The sequence below is a fragment of the Cupriavidus sp. L7L genome (assembly GCF_004353535.1).
Classification (GTDB): domain Bacteria; phylum Pseudomonadota; class Gammaproteobacteria; order Burkholderiales; family Burkholderiaceae; genus Cupriavidus; species Cupriavidus oxalaticus_A.
Genome location: NZ_SMNY01000008.1, coordinates 76611 through 93836, shown reverse-complemented (window position 1 = coordinate 93836; position 17226 = coordinate 76611). Strand labels below are relative to the sequence as shown.

The window sequence follows — 17226 nt, the reverse complement described above, 5'->3', positions numbered from 1 at the left end:
ATGGGAGGTCCTATGTCGGAAATTCATTTGTCCACGTTGCAGTACAGCCTTGGGGCGGTGTTGGCTGGGTTGGAAGGCGTGCTCGCACTGCTAGAACAGCATAGTGAGCGGTCAGAAGCCTGCTTTAGTGGGTTTTGCTTGTTGGCGCTGGTGAAGACGCAGCTGGAAGGTGTGTTGGCCGATGAGTTGCTTGCAGCATAGCGGGAATGGCTTCCCGGCAAAAGCGCTGATGACTGCGACGCCGGGAAGCCTCCCTCACAGGAACCCGATCGAGAACCACGGCACCAGCGTCAGCAGCAACAGCGCAACGGCCAATGCCGCCATATGCGGCCAGACCCGCGGCATGGCAACGTCCGGCGACACGCGCCCGATGGCGCAGGCGGCATAGAAGCCCACCCCGAAGGGCGGCGCGAACAAGCCCAGCCCCATGGCGAAGATCACCACCATGGCGTAGTGCACCTCATGCACGCCGACCAGCCTGGCAATCGGGAACAGCAGCGGCCCGAACAGCACGATGGCCGGGATGCCTTCCAGCAGGCTGCCCAGAATCACAAAAGCCAGCGCCGACACCAGCAGGAAGCCGGTCTTGCCGCCTGGCACACCGGACATGACGCGGACCAGGTCCTGCGCGAATCCCGACTGCGTCAGCGCCCACGCCATGGTGGTGGCACAACCCACGATCAGCAGGATCGCGCCAGACAAGGCCGCCGTATCGATCAGGATCGGATAGATACGCCGGAAGTCGAACTGCCGATACATCAGCACACCGGCCAGCACCGCATAGAAGATGCCGATGGTCGACACCTCGGTGGCAGTGGCCACGCCCTCCACCACTGCGGTGCGGATGATGACCGGCAGCGCCAGCGCCGGCAGTGCCACCATCAGCAATCGCAGCAACGCGCGGCCCGATGGGCGTGCCGTGCCCCGCATGTCCTCCTTGCGCGTCTGCCACCAGACCACCAGCGCCATCATCGCCAGGCCGACCAGCGCCGGCATCAGCCCGCCGATGAACAGCGAAGTGATCGACACGCCCGTGACCGACCCGACCGTGATCAGCACGATGCTCGGCGGGATCGTCTCCGACATCGCGCCGGACGCCGACAGCAGGCCGATCAGGTCGCCATCGTTCGCGCCACGCCGCTTCATCTCGGGGAACAGCGCCGGCGCGACCGCCGCCATATCGGCAGCCTTCGAACCGGAAATGCCCGAGACGATATACATCGCGCCAAGCAGCACGTACTGCAGCCCGCCGCGCAGATGGCCAAGCAGCCCGGCCAGGAACTGGATCATCGCGCGCGCCAGGCCCGTCATTTCGATCAGCCCGCCCAGGAAGATGAACAGCGGCACCGCCAGCAGGATCAGGTGCGACATGCCCTCCTGCATGCGGTTCGGGATGATGGACAGCGGCGTGGCCGTGGACAACGCCAGATAGCAGAGCGTGGAGAGCCCGAAGGCAAAGGCGATGGGCACGCCGATGGCGACGCAGCCAACCAGCATCAGCAGGAAGAAGATCACCAGGTTGGCATTGCCCAACCCCATCAGCACCGGCGAGAGCAGCCACAACACGCCGGCACCGAGCCCGACCAGCAAGCCGCTGATGGCCGCCTGCCTGCGGCTGGCGCGCTCCAGCAGGCGGATCACGGCGGTCACGAGCATCAGCACGGTGCCGGCGAGCACCGCTCCGGCGCGCCAGGCTTCGCTGACCTCCAGGGTCGGCGTCAGCACGTCCACGTGTTCGACGAGATGTTCCCAAGCCGGCCGCACCAGCAGCAACAGGAACGCCACCACCATCCACATGCCACAGGCATCCAGCCATGCGCGCCGGTGCGGCGGCATTTTGCTGATGAAGGTGGTGAGCTGCATATGCGCGCTGCGCTGCAGGGCAATGATGGCGCCGAGCATCGCCAGCCACAGGAACAGGATGCCGGCGAGCTCCTCCGTCCAGGGCAGCGGCGCATGCAAGGCATAACGCGCAAACGCGCCTCCCCCGAGGATCAGGGTCTCGGCCACGACGATCAGCGCGGCCGGAACCTCGACCACGCGGGCCAGGACGCGGCTCCAGCGTGCGCTGGCCGTGGAGGGGGTACTGGCGGGCCGGTCCAGGGTCTCGGCGGTGTGCTCCATCTTTGTCTCCTCTTGCATGTCGGCTTGATGGTGCCTGCCTCAGACCAGCGGCCCGGTGTATTTTTCCAGCATCTGCCATGCCTCGTCGCCAAACTTCTTGCGCCACTCGGCGTAGAAGCCCGCGTCCCGCAGCAGCTTGCGGAACGGCGCTGGATCCGGCTGGTTGAACTTGATGCCAAGCCGGGTCATCTCCGCCTGCGCCTCGACGTCGACCCGCGCGATATCCTCGCGCTGCTTCAGCGCCGCGGTGGTGAAGCGTGTCGTCAGCGAAGCCTGCACCTCGCGCGGCAGTGCCTGGAATTTCCTGGCGTTGCCGAAGATAAAGTGGCCGTCCCAGGTATGCGCGGTCATCGAGCAGAACTTCTGCACTTCATACAGCTTGCCGCTGCGGATCAGCGACAGCGGCGTCTCCTGGCCATCCACCACGCGTGTCTGCAGCGCCGAATAGAGATCGGCGAACGGTATGACCGTCGGCGCCGCGCCCAGCATCCTGAACATCGAGACCCACAGCGGGATCGCCGGGACGCGGATCTTGAACCCCTTCAGGTCCGCTGGCGTGTTCACCGGGCGGGTAGCGGAGGTGATGTTGCGATAGCCGTTGTCGAGGCACTTCTCGAACACGTGCAGGTTCACCTTGCCCAGCGCGCCCCGGACATAGGCGCCCAGTCCGCCGTCCATCGCGGCCCACACCGCGGCGTAGTCCCTGAAGGCAAAGGCCACACCGTTGATGCTGGCGGCCGGGACACGTGTCTGCAGGTTGGTGCTGGCCGTGGACATGAAGTCGATGGCACCGGCGAGGACCTGAGAGACCATGTCCGGCTCGCTGCCCAACTGGCTATTGGGATAGACCTGCAGGTCGACCTTGCCGCCGGTGTCCTGGCGAATGGCCTCGGCGGCCTCCTTGATGCGCAGCGTGCCCGGATGGTCGGCCGGGAAGGCCGTGCCGTACTTCAGCCTGATGGTGGCGTTCTGGGCGAACGCGTTGCGCGCGGGCAATGCCAGCGCCAGTCCGCCGGCGGCGAGTGCGCCGAACTGCCGGCGAGTGAACCGATGGGCCATGATGTGCTTGTCTCCTGTTGTTCAAGTTGTGGGCGGGAAGGACAGCAGTGCTGCCGCGCCGCGCTCGCGCAATACCGTCAGGTGTGCGGCAAGCCGGCGCCGGAACTGCTGCGGCCACGGGGCGTCGCCAAATACGGCGCCGTGCGCCAGGGCCCGGCGCACCGCGTCCGCATCGCTGTCCGTGCCGCGCAGCGCTGCGGCAAGCGGCGGCGCACCGGGATCGCTGGCGACCAGCGGCTCGCCACGCTCGTTGATGTCGCAGCGCAGATAGTGGAGCCACAGCGCCAGCGCACGCTCCAGGCATGGCCGCTCGATGCCCGCGGCCAGGCTTTCGCGCAAGGCCGGCAGCCAGCGCACCGGGACCTTCTGCGTGCCATCCATCGCGATCTGCGCGGTGTGATGCGAGATCGCGCCATTGCGCAGGCGGCACAGCAACGCATTGCCATAGCGGGCGACGTCGAACCCCGGCGGCGCGGTGACGGTGGCATGCATGTCCTCCATCACCCCGCGCGCGAAGGCACCGAGGACCGGATCGGCCATCGCCCCGGCCACGGTTTCTATGCCGCACAACTGCGCGGCATAGGCGATCGCCGAATGCGTGCCGTTCAGCATGCGCAGCTTCATGGCCTGGAACGGCCGGACATCACCGGTCATCAGCGCGCCGCCAGCCTCCCACGCGGGCCGCGCTCCGGCGAAGCGGTCTTCGATCACCCATTGCGTGAACGGCTCGCAGACAATGGCGGCTTCATCGCGTAGTCCGAGGCGCTGCTGCGCCCAGTTCAGCGACGTTGGCGTCGCGGCCGGCACAATGCGGTCGACCATGGTGTTCGGCAGCGCCACCTCATCGTGGATACGCCGGGCCAGCGCCGGATCGACCTGCGACGCGTACTGCGTCAGCAGCTTGCGCAGCGTGTCGCCGTTGTCGGCCATGTTGTCGCAGCAGACAATGCTCAGCGGCGCGCCGGACGGCCGGCGGCGTATCCCCGCCGCCAGCACGCCGAGCGTGCTGCGCGGCGCCTCGGGATGGGCCAGGTCATGACGGATATCCGGATCGCTGGTGTCGAGGTCGGATGTCGACGGATGCCGGTGGTAGCCTTTTTCAGTCACGGTGCAGGTCACGACCGACGCGGCGGGATCGGCGATGGCGCCGATCACCTGCTCCAGTGCATGCGGCGCATACAGGGCCTGCACCAGCGCCCCCACGATGCGCCCCGTGGCCTCGGCACCCTGTCGCTCGATGACCGCGTACAGGCAATCCTGCGCAGTCAGCGCGCGCGCCATGCGCGGTTCCCGCAAGCTGACGCCCACGATGCCCCAGCGCGTGTCGCCATCATGGATCGCTGCCTCGGTGTACAGCGCCTGGTGCGCGCGGTGGAAGGCGCCGAGCCCGATATGCACCACGCCTCGCGACAGACGGCTGCGCTCGTAGCCGGGCTGTTGCACGGCGGCGTCGGCGCTGCAGACGGTACGCTGCGCCAGCCTCATGCCCTGACCCTCGATCGTTTGTATTGCGGCATCGTGCGTGGCATCCGTGCTGTTGACCATGGCAAAACGTACCATTGAGAAATGCTGCAGACGTGCAGCCGTTTCGCAAGATTTGTGCAGCCCATGCGCTTTCCCGCTGCAGAATCCGCTCGTATCCGCCCCGCCCTTCGCGCGGTAACCTGCTTCGCATCCTTCCCATACGGTCATGCCCGTGCGCACCCCGCATGCGATGACGCAGCAGTGGGAAGCGCACAACTGCCGGAGCACGTCTTGAAGATCGAACGGATACAAACCATAGTCACCTGTCCGGGCCGCAACTTTGTCACGGTCAAGGTGATGACGGACCAGGGCGTCTACGGACTTGGCGATGCCACGCTCAACGGCCGCGAGCTTGCGGTCAGCGCCTACCTCGACGCGCATGTCATCCCCTGCCTGATCGGCCGCGACCCGCGCTGCATCGAAGACATCTGGCAGTACCTGTATCGCGGCGCCTACTGGCGGCGCGGGCCCGTCACGATGACCGCGATCGCCGCAATCGACATGGCGCTGTGGGATCTCCTCGGCAAGCTGGCGAACATGCCGGTGTACCAGCTGCTCGGCGGCAAGAGCCGGCAACGGCTGCTGGTCTACGGGCACGCCAATGGCCGCGACCACGAGGAAGCCGTCGATGCCGTCCACCGGCATATCGAGGAGGGCTTCAAGGCGATCCGTGTGCAATCCGGCGTGCCGGGACTCTCCAAGGTGTATGGCGTGGGCAAGCAAGCCGGCCACTATGAACCCGCGGAGAAGGGGCTCCCGCCGGAAGAACCGTGGGACACTGCCCTCTACCTGCGCCACACGCCGGAACTGTTCCGCAAGGTGCGCGATGCCATCGGCTTCGGGCCACACCTGCTGCATGATGCGCACCACCGGCTGACGCCGATCGAAGCGGCCCGCCTTGGCAAGGCACTCGAGCCGTTCAGCCTGTTCTGGCTGGAAGACGCCACGCCGGCCGAAAGCCAGGACGCCTTCCGCCTGATCCGCCAGCACACCACCACGCCGCTGGCGGTAGGAGAAGTCTTCAATTCGATCTGGGATTGCAAGGACCTCATCGGCAACCAGCTGATCGACTTCATCCGCACCACCATCGTCCATGCCGGCGGCATCACGCATGTGCGGCGCATCGCGGACTTCGCCGCGATGCACCAGGTGCGCACCGGATTCCACGGCGCCACCGACCTGTCGCCGGTGTGCATGGCGGCGGCGGTCAACTTCGGGCTGTGGGCGCCGAACTTCGGCATCCAGGAACTGATGCCGCACAACGCGCTGACCGACGAAGTGTTCCCGCACAACTATCGCTTTGCGGACGGCCATCTGGTCATGGACGAGGTGCCTGGACTTGGCGTCGACATCGACGAAGCGCTGGCCGCCAGGTACCCGTATGAGCGTGCCTACCTGCCTGTGGCAAGGCTACGCGATGGAGCGATGTGGAACTGGTAGCCTGGCACGCGATAGATGACGCTCACTTCCACACAATGCCGTCCCCCATGCCACCAGCACCCAACATGTTGAGCATCGTCGTTAACCAACCCCACGGCCTGTCCTTGTGCGCAAGGCCCATCCCCACCCCCGCCCCCGGCGAAGTCCGCCTGCGCGTGCGCTATGCCGGCATCTGCGGCTCCGACCTGCACATCTTCCACGGCAAGAATCCGTTCGCAGCGTATCCCCGCGTTATCGGCCATGAATTCATGGGTCATATCGACGCTGTCGGCGCGGGCATCAGCGCGCAGCGCATCGGCGAACGCGTGGTGGTGGATCCGGTCATCAGTTGCGGCCAATGCCACGCCTGCCGCATTGGCCGGCGCAACGTCTGCAGCCGCATGCAGGTAATCGGCGTGCACCGTGACGGCGGCTTCAGCGAATACACCTGCGTGCCGGCGTGCAATGCCTACGCGGTGCCGGCTGGCCTGGCGGCGACGAGCGCGGCGGTGATCGAGCCCTTCGCCGTCGCGGCAAACATGACCCACCGCACAGGCGTGCTGCGCGAAGACATCGCGTTGATCTATGGCGCCGGCCCTATCGGTTTGAACCTGCTGCAAGTACTCAAGCGCGTCTACGGTGCACGGGTTCTGATCACCGACCACCTTGACGAACGGCTGGCGCTGGCCCGCCATTGCGGCGCCGATGCGGACGACGTAATCAACACCTCACATGAGGACATCGGACAGGCCCTTGCAAAACGCGGCGTGGCAGAGGGCCCGACACTTATCTACGACGCCGTCTGCCACCCATCGATCCTGGAGGAAGCCGTGCGCATTGCCGCCCCGGCAGGACGCATCGGCATACTGGGCTTTTCCGCGACGCCATCGGCCGTTCCGCAACTGGAGCTGACCCGGAAGGAACTCTCGCTCTATGCCTCGCGCCTGAACTGCGACATGTTTACCACCGTGATCGACTGGATCTCCCAGGGGCTGGTCGACCCCGGCTGCATCGTCTCGCATCGGATCGATTTCCACGATGTCGCCGATGCCCTGGACCTTGCCGAACACAACCCGCGCGAGAGCTGCAAGATATTGCTCGACTTTGGCGAGCCTGCCTGATATGCCGCCAATCTTAGATATCGTCGAATGTTGCTAATGCACTACCCAAATGAAAATGGCCTCCCGAATCGGGAGGCCATTTATATTCCTGGTGCCGGCTGCAGGACTCGAACCCGCCACCTGATGATTACAAATCAACTGCTCTACCTGATGAGCTAAGCCGGCATGTCTGGTGCAGACCGCGATTCTACTGCATCGCAGCCCACTTGGGGATGGCTTACTTCACCACCTTCAACGCTGGCTTCTTGCCGCCGATGCGAGGCACCGGGGGCGGCGTTTCGTCGTCGCCCGGGTCGGAGTCGGCGGTGGTGGCCGGGGTCTCGGCTTCCACCGGGGCCAGCTTGGGCGGCGGGTTGTTTTCGCGCTCGGTGGCGGCCTGCGTTTCCGGCACGCTGCGTTCGACCGGGAAGGCCATGCCCTGCCCGTTCTCGCGGGCGTAGATGGCCAGCACGTTCTCGACGGGAACGTCGATCTTGCGCGAGACACCGCCAAAGCGCGCACTGAAGGTGATCCACTCGTTACCCATATCCAGGCCGCTAGTGGCGTCGAAGCTCACGTTGAGCACGATCTCGTTGTTCTTGACGAACTCGCGCGGCACGTTGGTGTTGGCATCGACGAACACGGCGATGTACGGCGTGAAGCCGTTATCCGTGCACCACTCATAAATGGCGCGGATCAGGTAAGGCTTGGTGGAGGTTTCAGGCATTGTGCTTCCAGTGGCGCCGGGTGGCCCGAGGGCGGATGCCTTCGGGCCGGTGCCGATTAGCGGCGCATCACCTTCTCGGAGGGGGTGAGCGCTTCGATGTACGCGGGACGGCTGAAAATGCGTTCAGCATACTTCAACAGCGGCGCGGCGTTTTTCGACAGCTCGATGCCGTAGTGGTCCAGGCGCCACAGCAGCGGCGCGATGGCGACGTCGAGCATCGAGAACTCTTCGCCCAGCATGTACTTGTTCTTGACGAAGATCGGCGCGAGCTGCGTCAAACGGTCGCGGATCGCGGCGCGGGCGCGTTCGTGGTTCTTCTCCGCGGCCTTGCCCTTTTCGTTCTCGAGCGTGTACACGTGCGTGAACAGTTCCTTTTCGAAATTGAACAGGAACAGTCGGGCACGGGCGCGCTGGACCGGGTCGGCCGGCATCAGCTGCGGGTGCGGGAAGCGCTCGTCGATGTATTCGTTGATGATGTTCGACTCATACAGGATGAGGTCGCGCTCGACCAGGATGGGTACCTGGCCGTAGGGGTTCATCACCGAAATATCTTCGGGCTTGTTGAACAGGTCGACGTCGCGGATTTCAAAATCCATGCCCTTTTCGAACAGGACAAGGCGGCAACGTTGGGAAAACGGGCAAGTCGTACCCGAATACAACACCATCATGGTTGGATTCCTTGGGCTTAGCCGGAGCTGGGTCGGACGGTAAGGTCTGCCATTCTGCCAAAAGCGGACACCGAAAAGCAAATAAGTGGCATTTAATCCACTTACCCCGGCATATTTCATCACCCTGGCACAATGAAAAAGGCCAGAGCGATGCTGCCTTCGCAACGTCCGCATCTGGCCTTCGGCGTGGCTGCCCGCCTCCGGGCCGCCACCAGCAAGACTTACTTCACATCCTTCCAGTAGGCCGCGTTCAGGCGCCATGCAAAGACGGTGAATATGCCCAGGAACAGCAGCACCCACACGCCAAGGCGCTTGCGGTGATTCTGCGCGGGTTCTGCCATCCAGTCGAGGAAGCCGACCAGGTCGGCGGTGGCCTGGTCATATTCGACCTTGCTCATCTTGCCCTGGCTCAGTTGCTCGAAGCCGGCGAACTTGTGCACCTTCTCGCCATGCTCTTCCACTTCCGTAAACTTGGCGGCGCGCTGGCCCTGCAGTTCCCACAGCACGTGCGGCATGCCGACGCTCGGGAACACGAGGTTGTTCCAGCCCGTCGCGCGGCTGTCGTCACGGTAGAAGGTGCGCAGGTAGGTATAGAGCCAGTCGTCGCCGCGGGCACGCGCGATCACCGACAGGTCCGGCGGTTGCGCGCCGAAGAAGGCCTTGGCTTCCTTCGGCTGCATGGCGATGGTCATGGTCTCGCCAACCTTGTCCGCTGTGAACAGCAGGTTCTGGCGGATCTGGTCGTCGGTGAGGCCGATGTCCTTGAGCCGGTTGTAGCGCATCATCGATGCGCCGTGGCAGTTCAGGCAGTAATTGACGAACAGCTTGGCGCCGCGCTGCAGCGACGACAGGTCGGCAGTGTTCACCGGTGCGGGCTCCAGCGGGAAGCCTCCCTCTGATGCCATGGCGGGCGCGCCGGCAAAGCAGGCGCCGGCCAGCGCGATGATCGAAAGCAGCTTTTTCATCTTGTGTCCTTGTGCTCTTGTCGGGGTTCGCGTCGCTCAGTGCGGGTGGAACGTGACACGCTCAGGCACCGGCTTGAACTCGCCGGCACGGCTCCACAGCGGCATGGTCAGGAAGAAGGCGAAGTACAGCAGCGTACCGAGCTGCGAAACCTTCTCACCAACCGGCGACGGCGGTTGCACGCCGAGATAGCCGAGCACCAGGAACACCACCACAAAGACGATCAGGATGGACTTGTGGAAAGCGGGACGATAGCGGATGGACTTGACCGGCGAGCAGTCCAGCCACGGCAGGAAGAACAGGATCACGACCGAGCCGCCCATCACCAGCACGCCCCAGAACTTGGCGTCGATGAAGTAGAAGCCCACGGCCAGGATCACGGCGATGGCAATCGCACCGATCTTGACGCGTGCGTCCTTGCTGCGCAGGAACACCATGCCGAGCAGCAGCGCGAAGAACACCCACAGGATCGGCAGGAAGTTCGACGTGGTGGCACGCAGCATCGAGTAGAACGGCGTGAAGTACCAGACCGGCGCGATATGCGGCGGAGTCTTCAGCGGGTCAGCCGGGAAGAAGTTGTTATGCTCCAGGAAATAGCCGCCCACTTCCGGGAAGAAGAAGATCACCGCCGAGAAGATGATCAGGAAGCCGGCAACGCCCAGCGTGTCGTGCACCGAGTAGTACGGGTGGAAGGGGATGCCATCCAGCGGCACGCCATTCTCGTCCTTCTTGGCCTTGATCTCGACGCCGTCCGGGTTGTTCGAGCCCACTTCGTGCAGCGCGATGATGTGCGCGATCACCAGGGCCAGCAGCACCAGCGGCACGGCGATGACGTGGAACGAGAAGAAGCGGTTCAGCGTGGCATCGCTCACCACGTAGTCGCCGCGGATGAACAGCGACAGGTCCTGGCCGATCACGGGAATCGCCGAGAACAAATTCACGATCACCTGCGCGCCCCAGTACGACATCTGGCCCCACGGCAACAGGTAGCCCATGAAGGCTTCCGCCATCAGGCACAGGAAGATCAGGCAGCCGAAGATCCAGACCAGTTCACGCGGCTTGCGGTACGAACCGTACAGCAGCCCGCGGAACATATGCAGGTAGACCACGACAAAGAAGGCCGAGGCGCCGGTCGAATGCATGTAGCGCACCAGCCAGCCCCACGGGACTTCGCGCATGATGTATTCCACGCTGGCGAAGGCCACGGGAATGCCGGCGGCGTTGAGCGTGCCGTCCGGCTTGTAGTTCATCACCAGGAAAATACCCGTGACGATCTGAATCACCAGCACCAGCAGCGCCAGCGAACCGAAGAAGTACCAGAAGTTGAAGTTCTTCGGCGCGTAGTACTTGGAAAGGTGGTCTTCCCACAGTTGCGTTGCCGGGAAGCGGGCGTCGATCCAGCCCATCAGGCCGGTCGTCTTGACTTGTTTTTCGGCCGCCATGATCAGGCTTCTCCTTTCTCATCCTTGCCGATCACGATCTTGGTGTCAGTCAGGAATTGGTAGGGGGGAACATCGAGATTTTGCGGAGCCGGCTTGTTCTTGAAGACGCGCCCGGCCAGGTCGAACGTGGAGCCGTGGCAAGGGCAAAGGAAACCGGGATCGGCGCCGAGTTGGGGATTGGCACCGGAAGCGAAGGGGCCGGAAGGCGAGCAGCCAAGGTGGGAACAGATGCCGACCACGACCAGGACGTCCTTGTGTTCTGCGCGCGAACGGGTTTCGTTCTTGCAGTAATCCGGCGTCTGCATGGTGAAAGGAATTTCGGAATTCGGATCGGCCACCTCGCCGTCCGTCTTCTTCAGCGACGCCAGCTGTTCCTCGGTCCGCTTCATGATCCAGACCGGCTTGCCGCGCCATTCGACAGTCATCATCTCGCCCGGCTTCAGCGCACCGATATCTGCTTCGACTGGCGCACCCGCGGCCTTGGCTTTCTCCGATGGTGCAAAGGTACTGACGAAAGGAACCGCTACCGCCACGCCTCCGACGCCGCCAGCGACGGATGTCGCGATCAACCAATTGCGGCGACCTTTATCCACGCTCTTCACGTCTTGCTGGTCACTCATTCCAAACCCCAGGGGAAGTCAATTTAGATTTTGCGTCAACCATAAAGTGTACCTTAGACATCTGCGCACTAGATAGGCGCAAATTGCCTTGTCCTTGATCGATAATCGGACATGCAAGCCGGGAATCCGCCTCCAGACTTGCTTTCCGGGCAGTGATGCGGCAGGCTGACAGCTTGATACCGTTCATCGCTAGCAACAAGAAGGAGAACCCCCCATGGGCATGGTCTCGGAATTCAGGACCTTCGCAATGCGCGGCAACGTCATCGACCTCGCGGTCGGTGTGATCATTGGCGCTGCATTCGGAAAAATTGTGGATTCAGTGGTCAATGACCTGATCATGCCGGTAGTGGGCCGCGTCGTCGGCAAGCTGGACTTCTCTAGTATGTTCGTCACGCTGGCCGATCCACCGCCTGGAACGCCATTGACGCTGGACGCGTTGAAGAAGGCTGGTGTGCCCGTATTTGCCTATGGCAGTTTCCTGACTATCGTTGTCAACTTTGTGATCCTGGCCTTCATCATCTTCATGATGGTGCGCGCGTTCAACAAGATGCGCGAGAAGGAGCCGCCCCCGCCGCCGGCCGCGCCGCCTGAAGAAGTGGTGCTACTGCGCGAGATCCGCGACGCCCTCAAGACGCGCTGAGCCCAGAACGATAAAACGGCCCCGATGGGGCCGTATTGTTTTGGGTCAGACAGGGTTGGGAATATCGATGAATGTGTGCCGCAATCCGAAGCGTTGCGCCACATGTTCGCCCAGTGAGCGGATGCCGTAGCGCTCGGTGGCGTGATGGCCGGCGGCCAGATACGCCACGCCGCTCTCGCGCGCGAGGTGCGTGGTCTGCTCCGAGACCTCGCCGCTGAGGTAGGCATCGACGCCCGCGGCTACCGCCGCATCGAAATAACCCTGCGCCCCACCAGTACACCAGCCGATCGTGCGGATCATCTGCTCCGGCTCTCCGATTGACAGCGGCTCGCGCCCGAGCACGCCGCCGACGTGTGCCGCCAGCGCGGACAGCGGCATCGGCGCGGGCAAGGTGCCGGTCCAGCCGAGCTGGTCATCGCTGAAACGCCCGGTCGGCGTGAAGCCGAGTTGCAGCCCGAGCTGCGCGTTGTTGCCGAATTCCGGATGGTTGTCCAGCGGCAGGTGGAAGGCGAACAGGTTGATGTCGGCGCCAAGCAGCCGCTTCAAACGCGCGTGCTTCTGCCCGACCACACGCGCATCTTCGTTTTTCCAGAAATAGCCGTGATGGACCAGGATTGCATCGGCGCCGGCTTCGGCCGCGGCCTCGACCAGTGCCAGGCTCGCCGTGACGCCGGTGACGACGTGAGTGACTTCCGGTCGACCTTGCACTTGCAGCCCGTTGGGACAATAGTCCTTGTAACGGGAAACCTCTAACAGGTCGTTCAAGTACAATTCAAGCTCTTTTGTTTTCATTTCCTGCTCAAAACTCCAATATGTTGCGGCGCTTTTGGCTGTTCTTTGCCCAGGCTGTCACCGTCGTGCTGGCGGTCTGGTTCGTCGTGGCAACGCTCAAGCCTGATTGGCTGCAGAGGGGGCGCGTCGCGGTCCAGTCCGGGTCGCCGATCGTGGCGCTCAAGGAAGTCGTGCCTAACGTGTCCGGCCCTGCCGCCGAAGGGTCTTACAGTGAAGCCGCACAGTCCGCCATGCCGGCGGTGGTGAATATTTTTACCAGCAAGAACGGCAACAAGCGCTCGCCCAACCCGCAGGCCGAGGATCCGTGGTTCCGCTTCTTCTTTGGCGACCGCCTGCCTGAGCGGCAGGAGCCGGTGTCGAGCCTGGGATCAGGAGTGATTGTCAGTGCTGAGGGTTACATTCTAACCAACCACCACGTAGTGGATGGCGCCGACGAGATCGAGATCGCGCTGACCGATGGCCGCAAGGCCAACGCCAAGGTGGTCGGCTCCGACCCCGAGACCGACCTGGCCGTGCTCAAGGTGACGCTGAAGGACCTGCCCGCGATCACGCTGGGCCGGCTGGAGAACGTCAAGGTCGGCGATGTGGTGCTGGCGATCGGCAATCCGTTCGGCGTGGGCCAGACGGTGACGATGGGCATCGTGTCGGCGCTGGGTCGGAGCCATCTCGGCATCAATACCTTCGAGAATTTCATCCAGACCGACGCGGCGATCAACCCGGGCAATTCGGGCGGTGCGCTGGTTGACGCACAGGGCAACCTGCTGGGCATCAATACGGCGATCTACTCGCGTTCGGGCGGCTCGCTCGGGATTGGCTTTGCGATCCCGGTATCCACGGCCAAGCAAGTGATGGAGTCGATAATTTCCACCGGAAGCGTCACACGCGGCTGGATCGGCGTCGAGCCGCAGGACATGACGCCGGAAATCGCCGAATCGTTCGGCCTCGATGCCAAGGAAGGCGCACTGATCGCCGCGGTCGTCCAGGGCGGCCCGGCCGACAAGGCCGGCGTGAAGCCGGGCGATGTGCTGACCAAGGTGGATGGCTCGTCGATCACCGACACGACGGCGCTGTTGAATGCCATCGCCCAGCTCAAGCCGGGTGTCGACATCAAGATGATGGTAATCCGGCGCGGCAAGCCTACCGAACTGACGGTAACGATTGGCAAGCGCCCGCCTCCGCCGCGCCGGGCGATGCCGTTCGAAGAGGAGGAGTGAGACCGAGTCGTTCCCGGCCTGGATGCAAAACCCCGCTAGCGATGGCGGGGTTTTTTTATTGCGCGAAGGATGAGCTGACCCAGCGAAGGTGACGGGCCCAATTCAGCTGGTAGCCCGTAGCCCATGCCCGAGCCCGAGCCTGAGCCCCGAACCACGGGCCCCGAACCCCGAACCCCGGGCCACGAACCACGAACCACGACCCTCCTGCTGCGTAACAGTACGCGCCGCGACGCTGCACAGAGGTCCCGGCTGGCTCCCGCCTGCTCGTGAGCCTCTGCCCCGACGCGAAGACTTCTCAGTGTCAAGTCCTGACATAGGTTGACAGGTTTTGATGGCGCCTCTGGGCGCCTAGCCCGCCAAGGCAACAGACGCCCGATGAACCTCATCGGGCGTTTTGTATTTCAGGGCCTGATGGGGTCGTTCCCGGTTATAGATCCGCACGGACTCCCTGACCATGTGACTGGCTTGCTGCAGGTCGGCGGGGCGATTGAGCAGGAATTCGCTCTTGAGGATGCCCGTTGATGCGCTCGGCCATGGCGTTCTGGTAGCAGTCATACCCGTCGGTCATGGAGCAGGTCAGTCCATGCCGCTGATGGATGGCCTGATAGTAGCCGGAGCAATATTGAATTCCACGGTCCGAATGGTGTACCAGCGTTTGCCGCGTCTGGCGCGAACGTAGCGCCATCTTCAGCGCTTGGCTCACCTGCTCGGTCTGCAGGCTGTCGTGGACATGGTAGCCCACAATCTTTCGCGACCAAGCGTCTGTGACCAGGCTCAGATAGACGGTCTGCCGGGCGGTCGGAAGATAGGTAATGTCGGCGACCCAGACCTGCTCGGCCGCCAGGGGCACTACCCTCTGCGGCCCCTCCTTAAGCAGGTTGGGATGTCGCCGGAAGCGGTGGTGGCTGTTGGTGGTCTTGTGATAGGCCCGATGCGGCTTCACGAGCAATCGCGCCGCGCGCAGAACATCGAATAACCGGTCACGCCCCATCCGGATATCCGCCTTCGCCAGGGGCGCCTGCAGAACCCGCTGCAGTTTGCGCGTGCCCAAACGTGGTTGGCGCAGCCGCACCGCGGTGACCAATGCGCAGATCCTGGCGTCCCGGGCCGTCTGTCGAAGCTCGCTGTGGCGGCGCTTGTAGTAAGCCTGGCGGCTGATGCCAAAGTAACGGCAAGCCCTGCTAACGCTTAGCCCTTGGACGAGCTTTTGCGCGAGGACTTGCCCGAAGGCTTTTTTACGACGCGTACCCCGTGCTCCTTCTGAATCACGTCGAGCACTGCTTCGAACAGTCGTGCCTTCTCCTGCGCCTCGCGCAACTGGACTTCCAGTTCCTTGATGCGCTGCTCCGGTGTGCGGAGCTTGGCTTTGCCTTGGTTTTCCATCGTCGCGTACCGAGCGCCCTGTGGCAACGAGCCGCTCCAGTCCTGTAGTCCGTGCTTGCGTAACCATACCAGCACTGTGGACCTTCCCTGGATTCCGTACTTGTGTTGCGCCTGCTTGTACGTCAGTTCGCCTTTTTCTACTTCCTCCACGACCGCCAACTTAAAAGCCAGCGTGTAGTCGCGTTGCGTTCGCTTCCGATCCATCTCCAAGGCACTCTCCTCATCACTGTGGGAAAAGTGTCAACCTTATTCAGGACGGGTCACAGACAAGACAAAAGGCCGGCATCCTTGCGGACGCCGGCCTTCTGCAAGCCAATCTCAAGCGAGCTTACGCTCGCGCTGGATTAGAACTTGTGGCGCAGACCAACCACAGCACCGAACTGATCCTTGTTCGGCTGAACGTTGGTGGTCGTGGCGGTGTTGAAGCCGTTCACGCCCAGGGCCGAGCCCTTGTCGTTCAGAGCGTACGACAGCGAGGTGTACACGTCGGTACGCTTCGACAGCGCGTAGTCGGCCGTGATCACGAATTGCCACGGATCTGCGTCGCTCTTGCGGAAGTCCTGGTAGTAAGCAGCGCCCGACAGCGAGAACGCCGGGGTCAGTTGGTAGCCCAGACCCAGCCAGTACAGGTTGGACGAGGTCGACGTGGTGACAACACCGTTGTCAACCGTCGTGCCGCCCGTCAGCGGGGCGCCGTCGAAAGCCTTGGCCCAGCGATAGCCAGCGTACACCTTGGCCGGACCGAAGGCGTAGTTGGCGCCAACGGTAGCGCGGCGGGTGCGCTGACCGCTTTGGTCAACACCAGCAGCCGACACGGTGCCGTGGATCTCGTCGTAGGCAGCGCCAACCGAGAACGGGCCAGCTGCGTAGTTCAGCAGCGCGCCGTACTGTTGGCCGCGGCGGAACGCGCCGGCGGTTTCCTGGCCGTTGTTGTTGAAGCTGTAGAAAGCCGATGCGGTCAGGCCACCGAAGGTGCCGATGTACTTGACGGTGTTGTCAGCGCGAGCAGCAAACTGGGAGTCTTGAGCCAGGATGCCATAACGCGACGAGATGGCCATCGGGTCATAGATCAGACCGAAGTCATAGAACGAGGTCTGTTGACGGCCCAGCAGCAGCGAGCCGTATTGGCTTTGCAGACCGACGTAAGCTTGACGACCGAACAGACGACCGCCTTGGGCCGAAGTACCGTTGTCCAGTTCGAAACCGCTTTCCAGCACGAACACGCCCTTCAGGCCGCCGCCCAGATCTTCCACGCCACGCAGGCCCCAGCGCGAACCGGATTGGTTACCCGACGCCATACGGAACAGGTCGTCGCCAGCGGCGTTGGCATTGGTGTTGTACTCGAGGCCAACGTCAGCCACGCCGTACAGGGTCACGCTCGATTGGGCATACGCGCCGCCAGCGGCCAGAGCGGCGACGGCAGCAGCAAACAGTTTCATCTTCATATCGACACTTTCCTTGTCAACTGATTGGGAAATCTTGGTTGCCCAAGTGCTTGGGCGACGTATTTACATTCACGTCTGCTGCGTATTATGTGCCAGCCCCCCCAGC

General features: G+C 63.3%; 15 protein-coding genes, 1 tRNA gene and 1 pseudogene. 5 read left to right on the top strand and 12 right to left on the bottom strand.

Going from position 1 to position 17226, the window contains the following annotated elements; genetic code table 11:
• Positions 1-12: 12 nt before the first annotated feature.
• The gene (locus E1J61_RS07610; protein WP_133093484.1) at positions 13-201 is read left to right on the top strand and encodes a DUF1484 family protein; all 189 of its coding nucleotides are present in this window, start codon (positions 13-15) and stop codon (positions 199-201) included.
• Between the two features lie 54 nt (positions 202-255).
• Here E1J61_RS07610 and E1J61_RS07605 read toward each other — a convergent pair whose 3' ends face one another.
• From E1J61_RS07605 to E1J61_RS07595, 3 genes are read right to left on the bottom strand one after another with little or no spacing between them, the layout of a single operon-like run.
• Positions 256-2124 (bottom strand): TRAP transporter large permease subunit, encoded by a 1869-nt coding sequence (locus E1J61_RS07605; protein ID WP_207951187.1) that lies wholly within the window; start codon positions 2122-2124, stop codon positions 256-258.
• Between the two features lie 39 nt (positions 2125-2163).
• Complete coding sequence (locus tag E1J61_RS07600; RefSeq protein WP_133093482.1) at positions 2164-3183, bottom strand: TRAP transporter substrate-binding protein; 1020 nt, start codon at positions 3181-3183, stop codon at positions 2164-2166.
• A gap of 21 nt (positions 3184-3204) precedes the next feature.
• Entirely contained in the window at positions 3205-4668 is a 1464-nt protein-coding gene (locus E1J61_RS07595) for a mannitol dehydrogenase family protein (protein ID WP_133093540.1), read from the bottom strand.
• Positions 4669-4938: 270 nt separating this feature from the next.
• Here E1J61_RS07595 and manD point away from each other — a divergent pair, with 270 nt between their 5' ends.
• Together manD and E1J61_RS07585 are read left to right on the top strand one after the other, a co-directional pair.
• Positions 4939-6147, top strand: a complete 1209-nt coding sequence (manD, locus tag E1J61_RS07590; RefSeq protein ID WP_133093481.1) for a D-mannonate dehydratase ManD — start codon at positions 4939-4941, stop codon at positions 6145-6147.
• Between the two features lie 65 nt (positions 6148-6212).
• Complete coding sequence (locus tag E1J61_RS07585; RefSeq protein ID WP_133093539.1) at positions 6213-7247, top strand: Zn-dependent oxidoreductase; 1035 nt, start codon at positions 6213-6215, stop codon at positions 7245-7247.
• Between the two features lie 89 nt (positions 7248-7336).
• Here E1J61_RS07585 and E1J61_RS07580 read toward each other — a convergent pair.
• The 6 genes from E1J61_RS07580 to petA form a co-directional block, all read right to left on the bottom strand.
• Positions 7337-7412: transfer RNA gene (locus E1J61_RS07580), tRNA-Thr, on the bottom strand.
• Between the two features lie 52 nt (positions 7413-7464).
• Complete coding sequence (locus tag E1J61_RS07575; protein ID WP_133093480.1) at positions 7465-7953, bottom strand: ClpXP protease specificity-enhancing factor; 489 nt, start codon at positions 7951-7953, stop codon at positions 7465-7467.
• 56 nt (positions 7954-8009) lie between these two features.
• The gene (locus E1J61_RS07570; RefSeq protein ID WP_010812311.1) at positions 8010-8621 is read right to left on the bottom strand and encodes a glutathione S-transferase N-terminal domain-containing protein; all 612 of its coding nucleotides are present in this window, start codon (positions 8619-8621) and stop codon (positions 8010-8012) included.
• A gap of 221 nt (positions 8622-8842) precedes the next feature.
• Positions 8843-9586 carry a cytochrome c1 gene (locus E1J61_RS07565; protein ID WP_133093479.1) on the bottom strand — a complete coding sequence of 248 codons (744 nt, stop codon included), beginning with the start codon at positions 9584-9586 and terminating at the stop codon, positions 8843-8845.
• A 36-nt stretch (positions 9587-9622) separates the two neighbouring features.
• Positions 9623-11026 carry a cytochrome bc complex cytochrome b subunit gene (locus E1J61_RS07560; RefSeq protein ID WP_133093478.1) on the bottom strand — a complete coding sequence of 468 codons (1404 nt, stop codon included), beginning with the start codon at positions 11024-11026 and terminating at the stop codon, positions 9623-9625.
• Positions 11027-11028: 2 nt separating this feature from the next.
• Positions 11029-11646 (bottom strand): ubiquinol-cytochrome c reductase iron-sulfur subunit, encoded by a 618-nt coding sequence (gene petA / locus E1J61_RS07555; RefSeq protein ID WP_133093477.1) that lies wholly within the window; start codon positions 11644-11646, stop codon positions 11029-11031.
• Between the two features lie 214 nt (positions 11647-11860).
• Here petA and mscL point away from each other — a divergent pair, with 214 nt between their 5' ends.
• Positions 11861-12286 (top strand): large conductance mechanosensitive channel protein MscL, encoded by a 426-nt coding sequence (gene mscL / locus E1J61_RS07550; protein ID WP_133093476.1) that lies wholly within the window; start codon positions 11861-11863, stop codon positions 12284-12286.
• Between the two features lie 45 nt (positions 12287-12331).
• Here the strand turns inward: mscL and E1J61_RS07545 are convergent, their stop codons facing one another.
• Positions 12332-13078 carry a Nif3-like dinuclear metal center hexameric protein gene (locus tag E1J61_RS07545; RefSeq protein ID WP_133093475.1) on the bottom strand — a complete coding sequence of 249 codons (747 nt, stop codon included), beginning with the start codon at positions 13076-13078 and terminating at the stop codon, positions 12332-12334.
• A gap of 20 nt (positions 13079-13098) precedes the next feature.
• Here E1J61_RS07545 and E1J61_RS07540 point away from each other — a divergent pair, with 20 nt between their 5' ends.
• Positions 13099-14292: a Do family serine endopeptidase gene (locus E1J61_RS07540; protein ID WP_133093474.1), complete on the top strand. Its 1194-nt coding sequence runs from the start codon at positions 13099-13101 to the stop codon at positions 14290-14292.
• 348 nt (positions 14293-14640) lie between these two features.
• On the opposite strand, the pseudogene E1J61_RS07535 reads toward E1J61_RS07540, so the two are convergent.
• Positions 14641-15885, bottom strand: a pseudogene (locus E1J61_RS07535) (IS3 family transposase).
• Positions 15886-16019: 134 nt separating this feature from the next.
• Positions 16020-17120, bottom strand: coding sequence for a porin (locus tag E1J61_RS07530; protein ID WP_133093473.1), 1101 nt, complete (start codon positions 17118-17120; stop codon positions 16020-16022).
• Between the last annotated feature and the right edge of the window lie 106 nt (positions 17121-17226).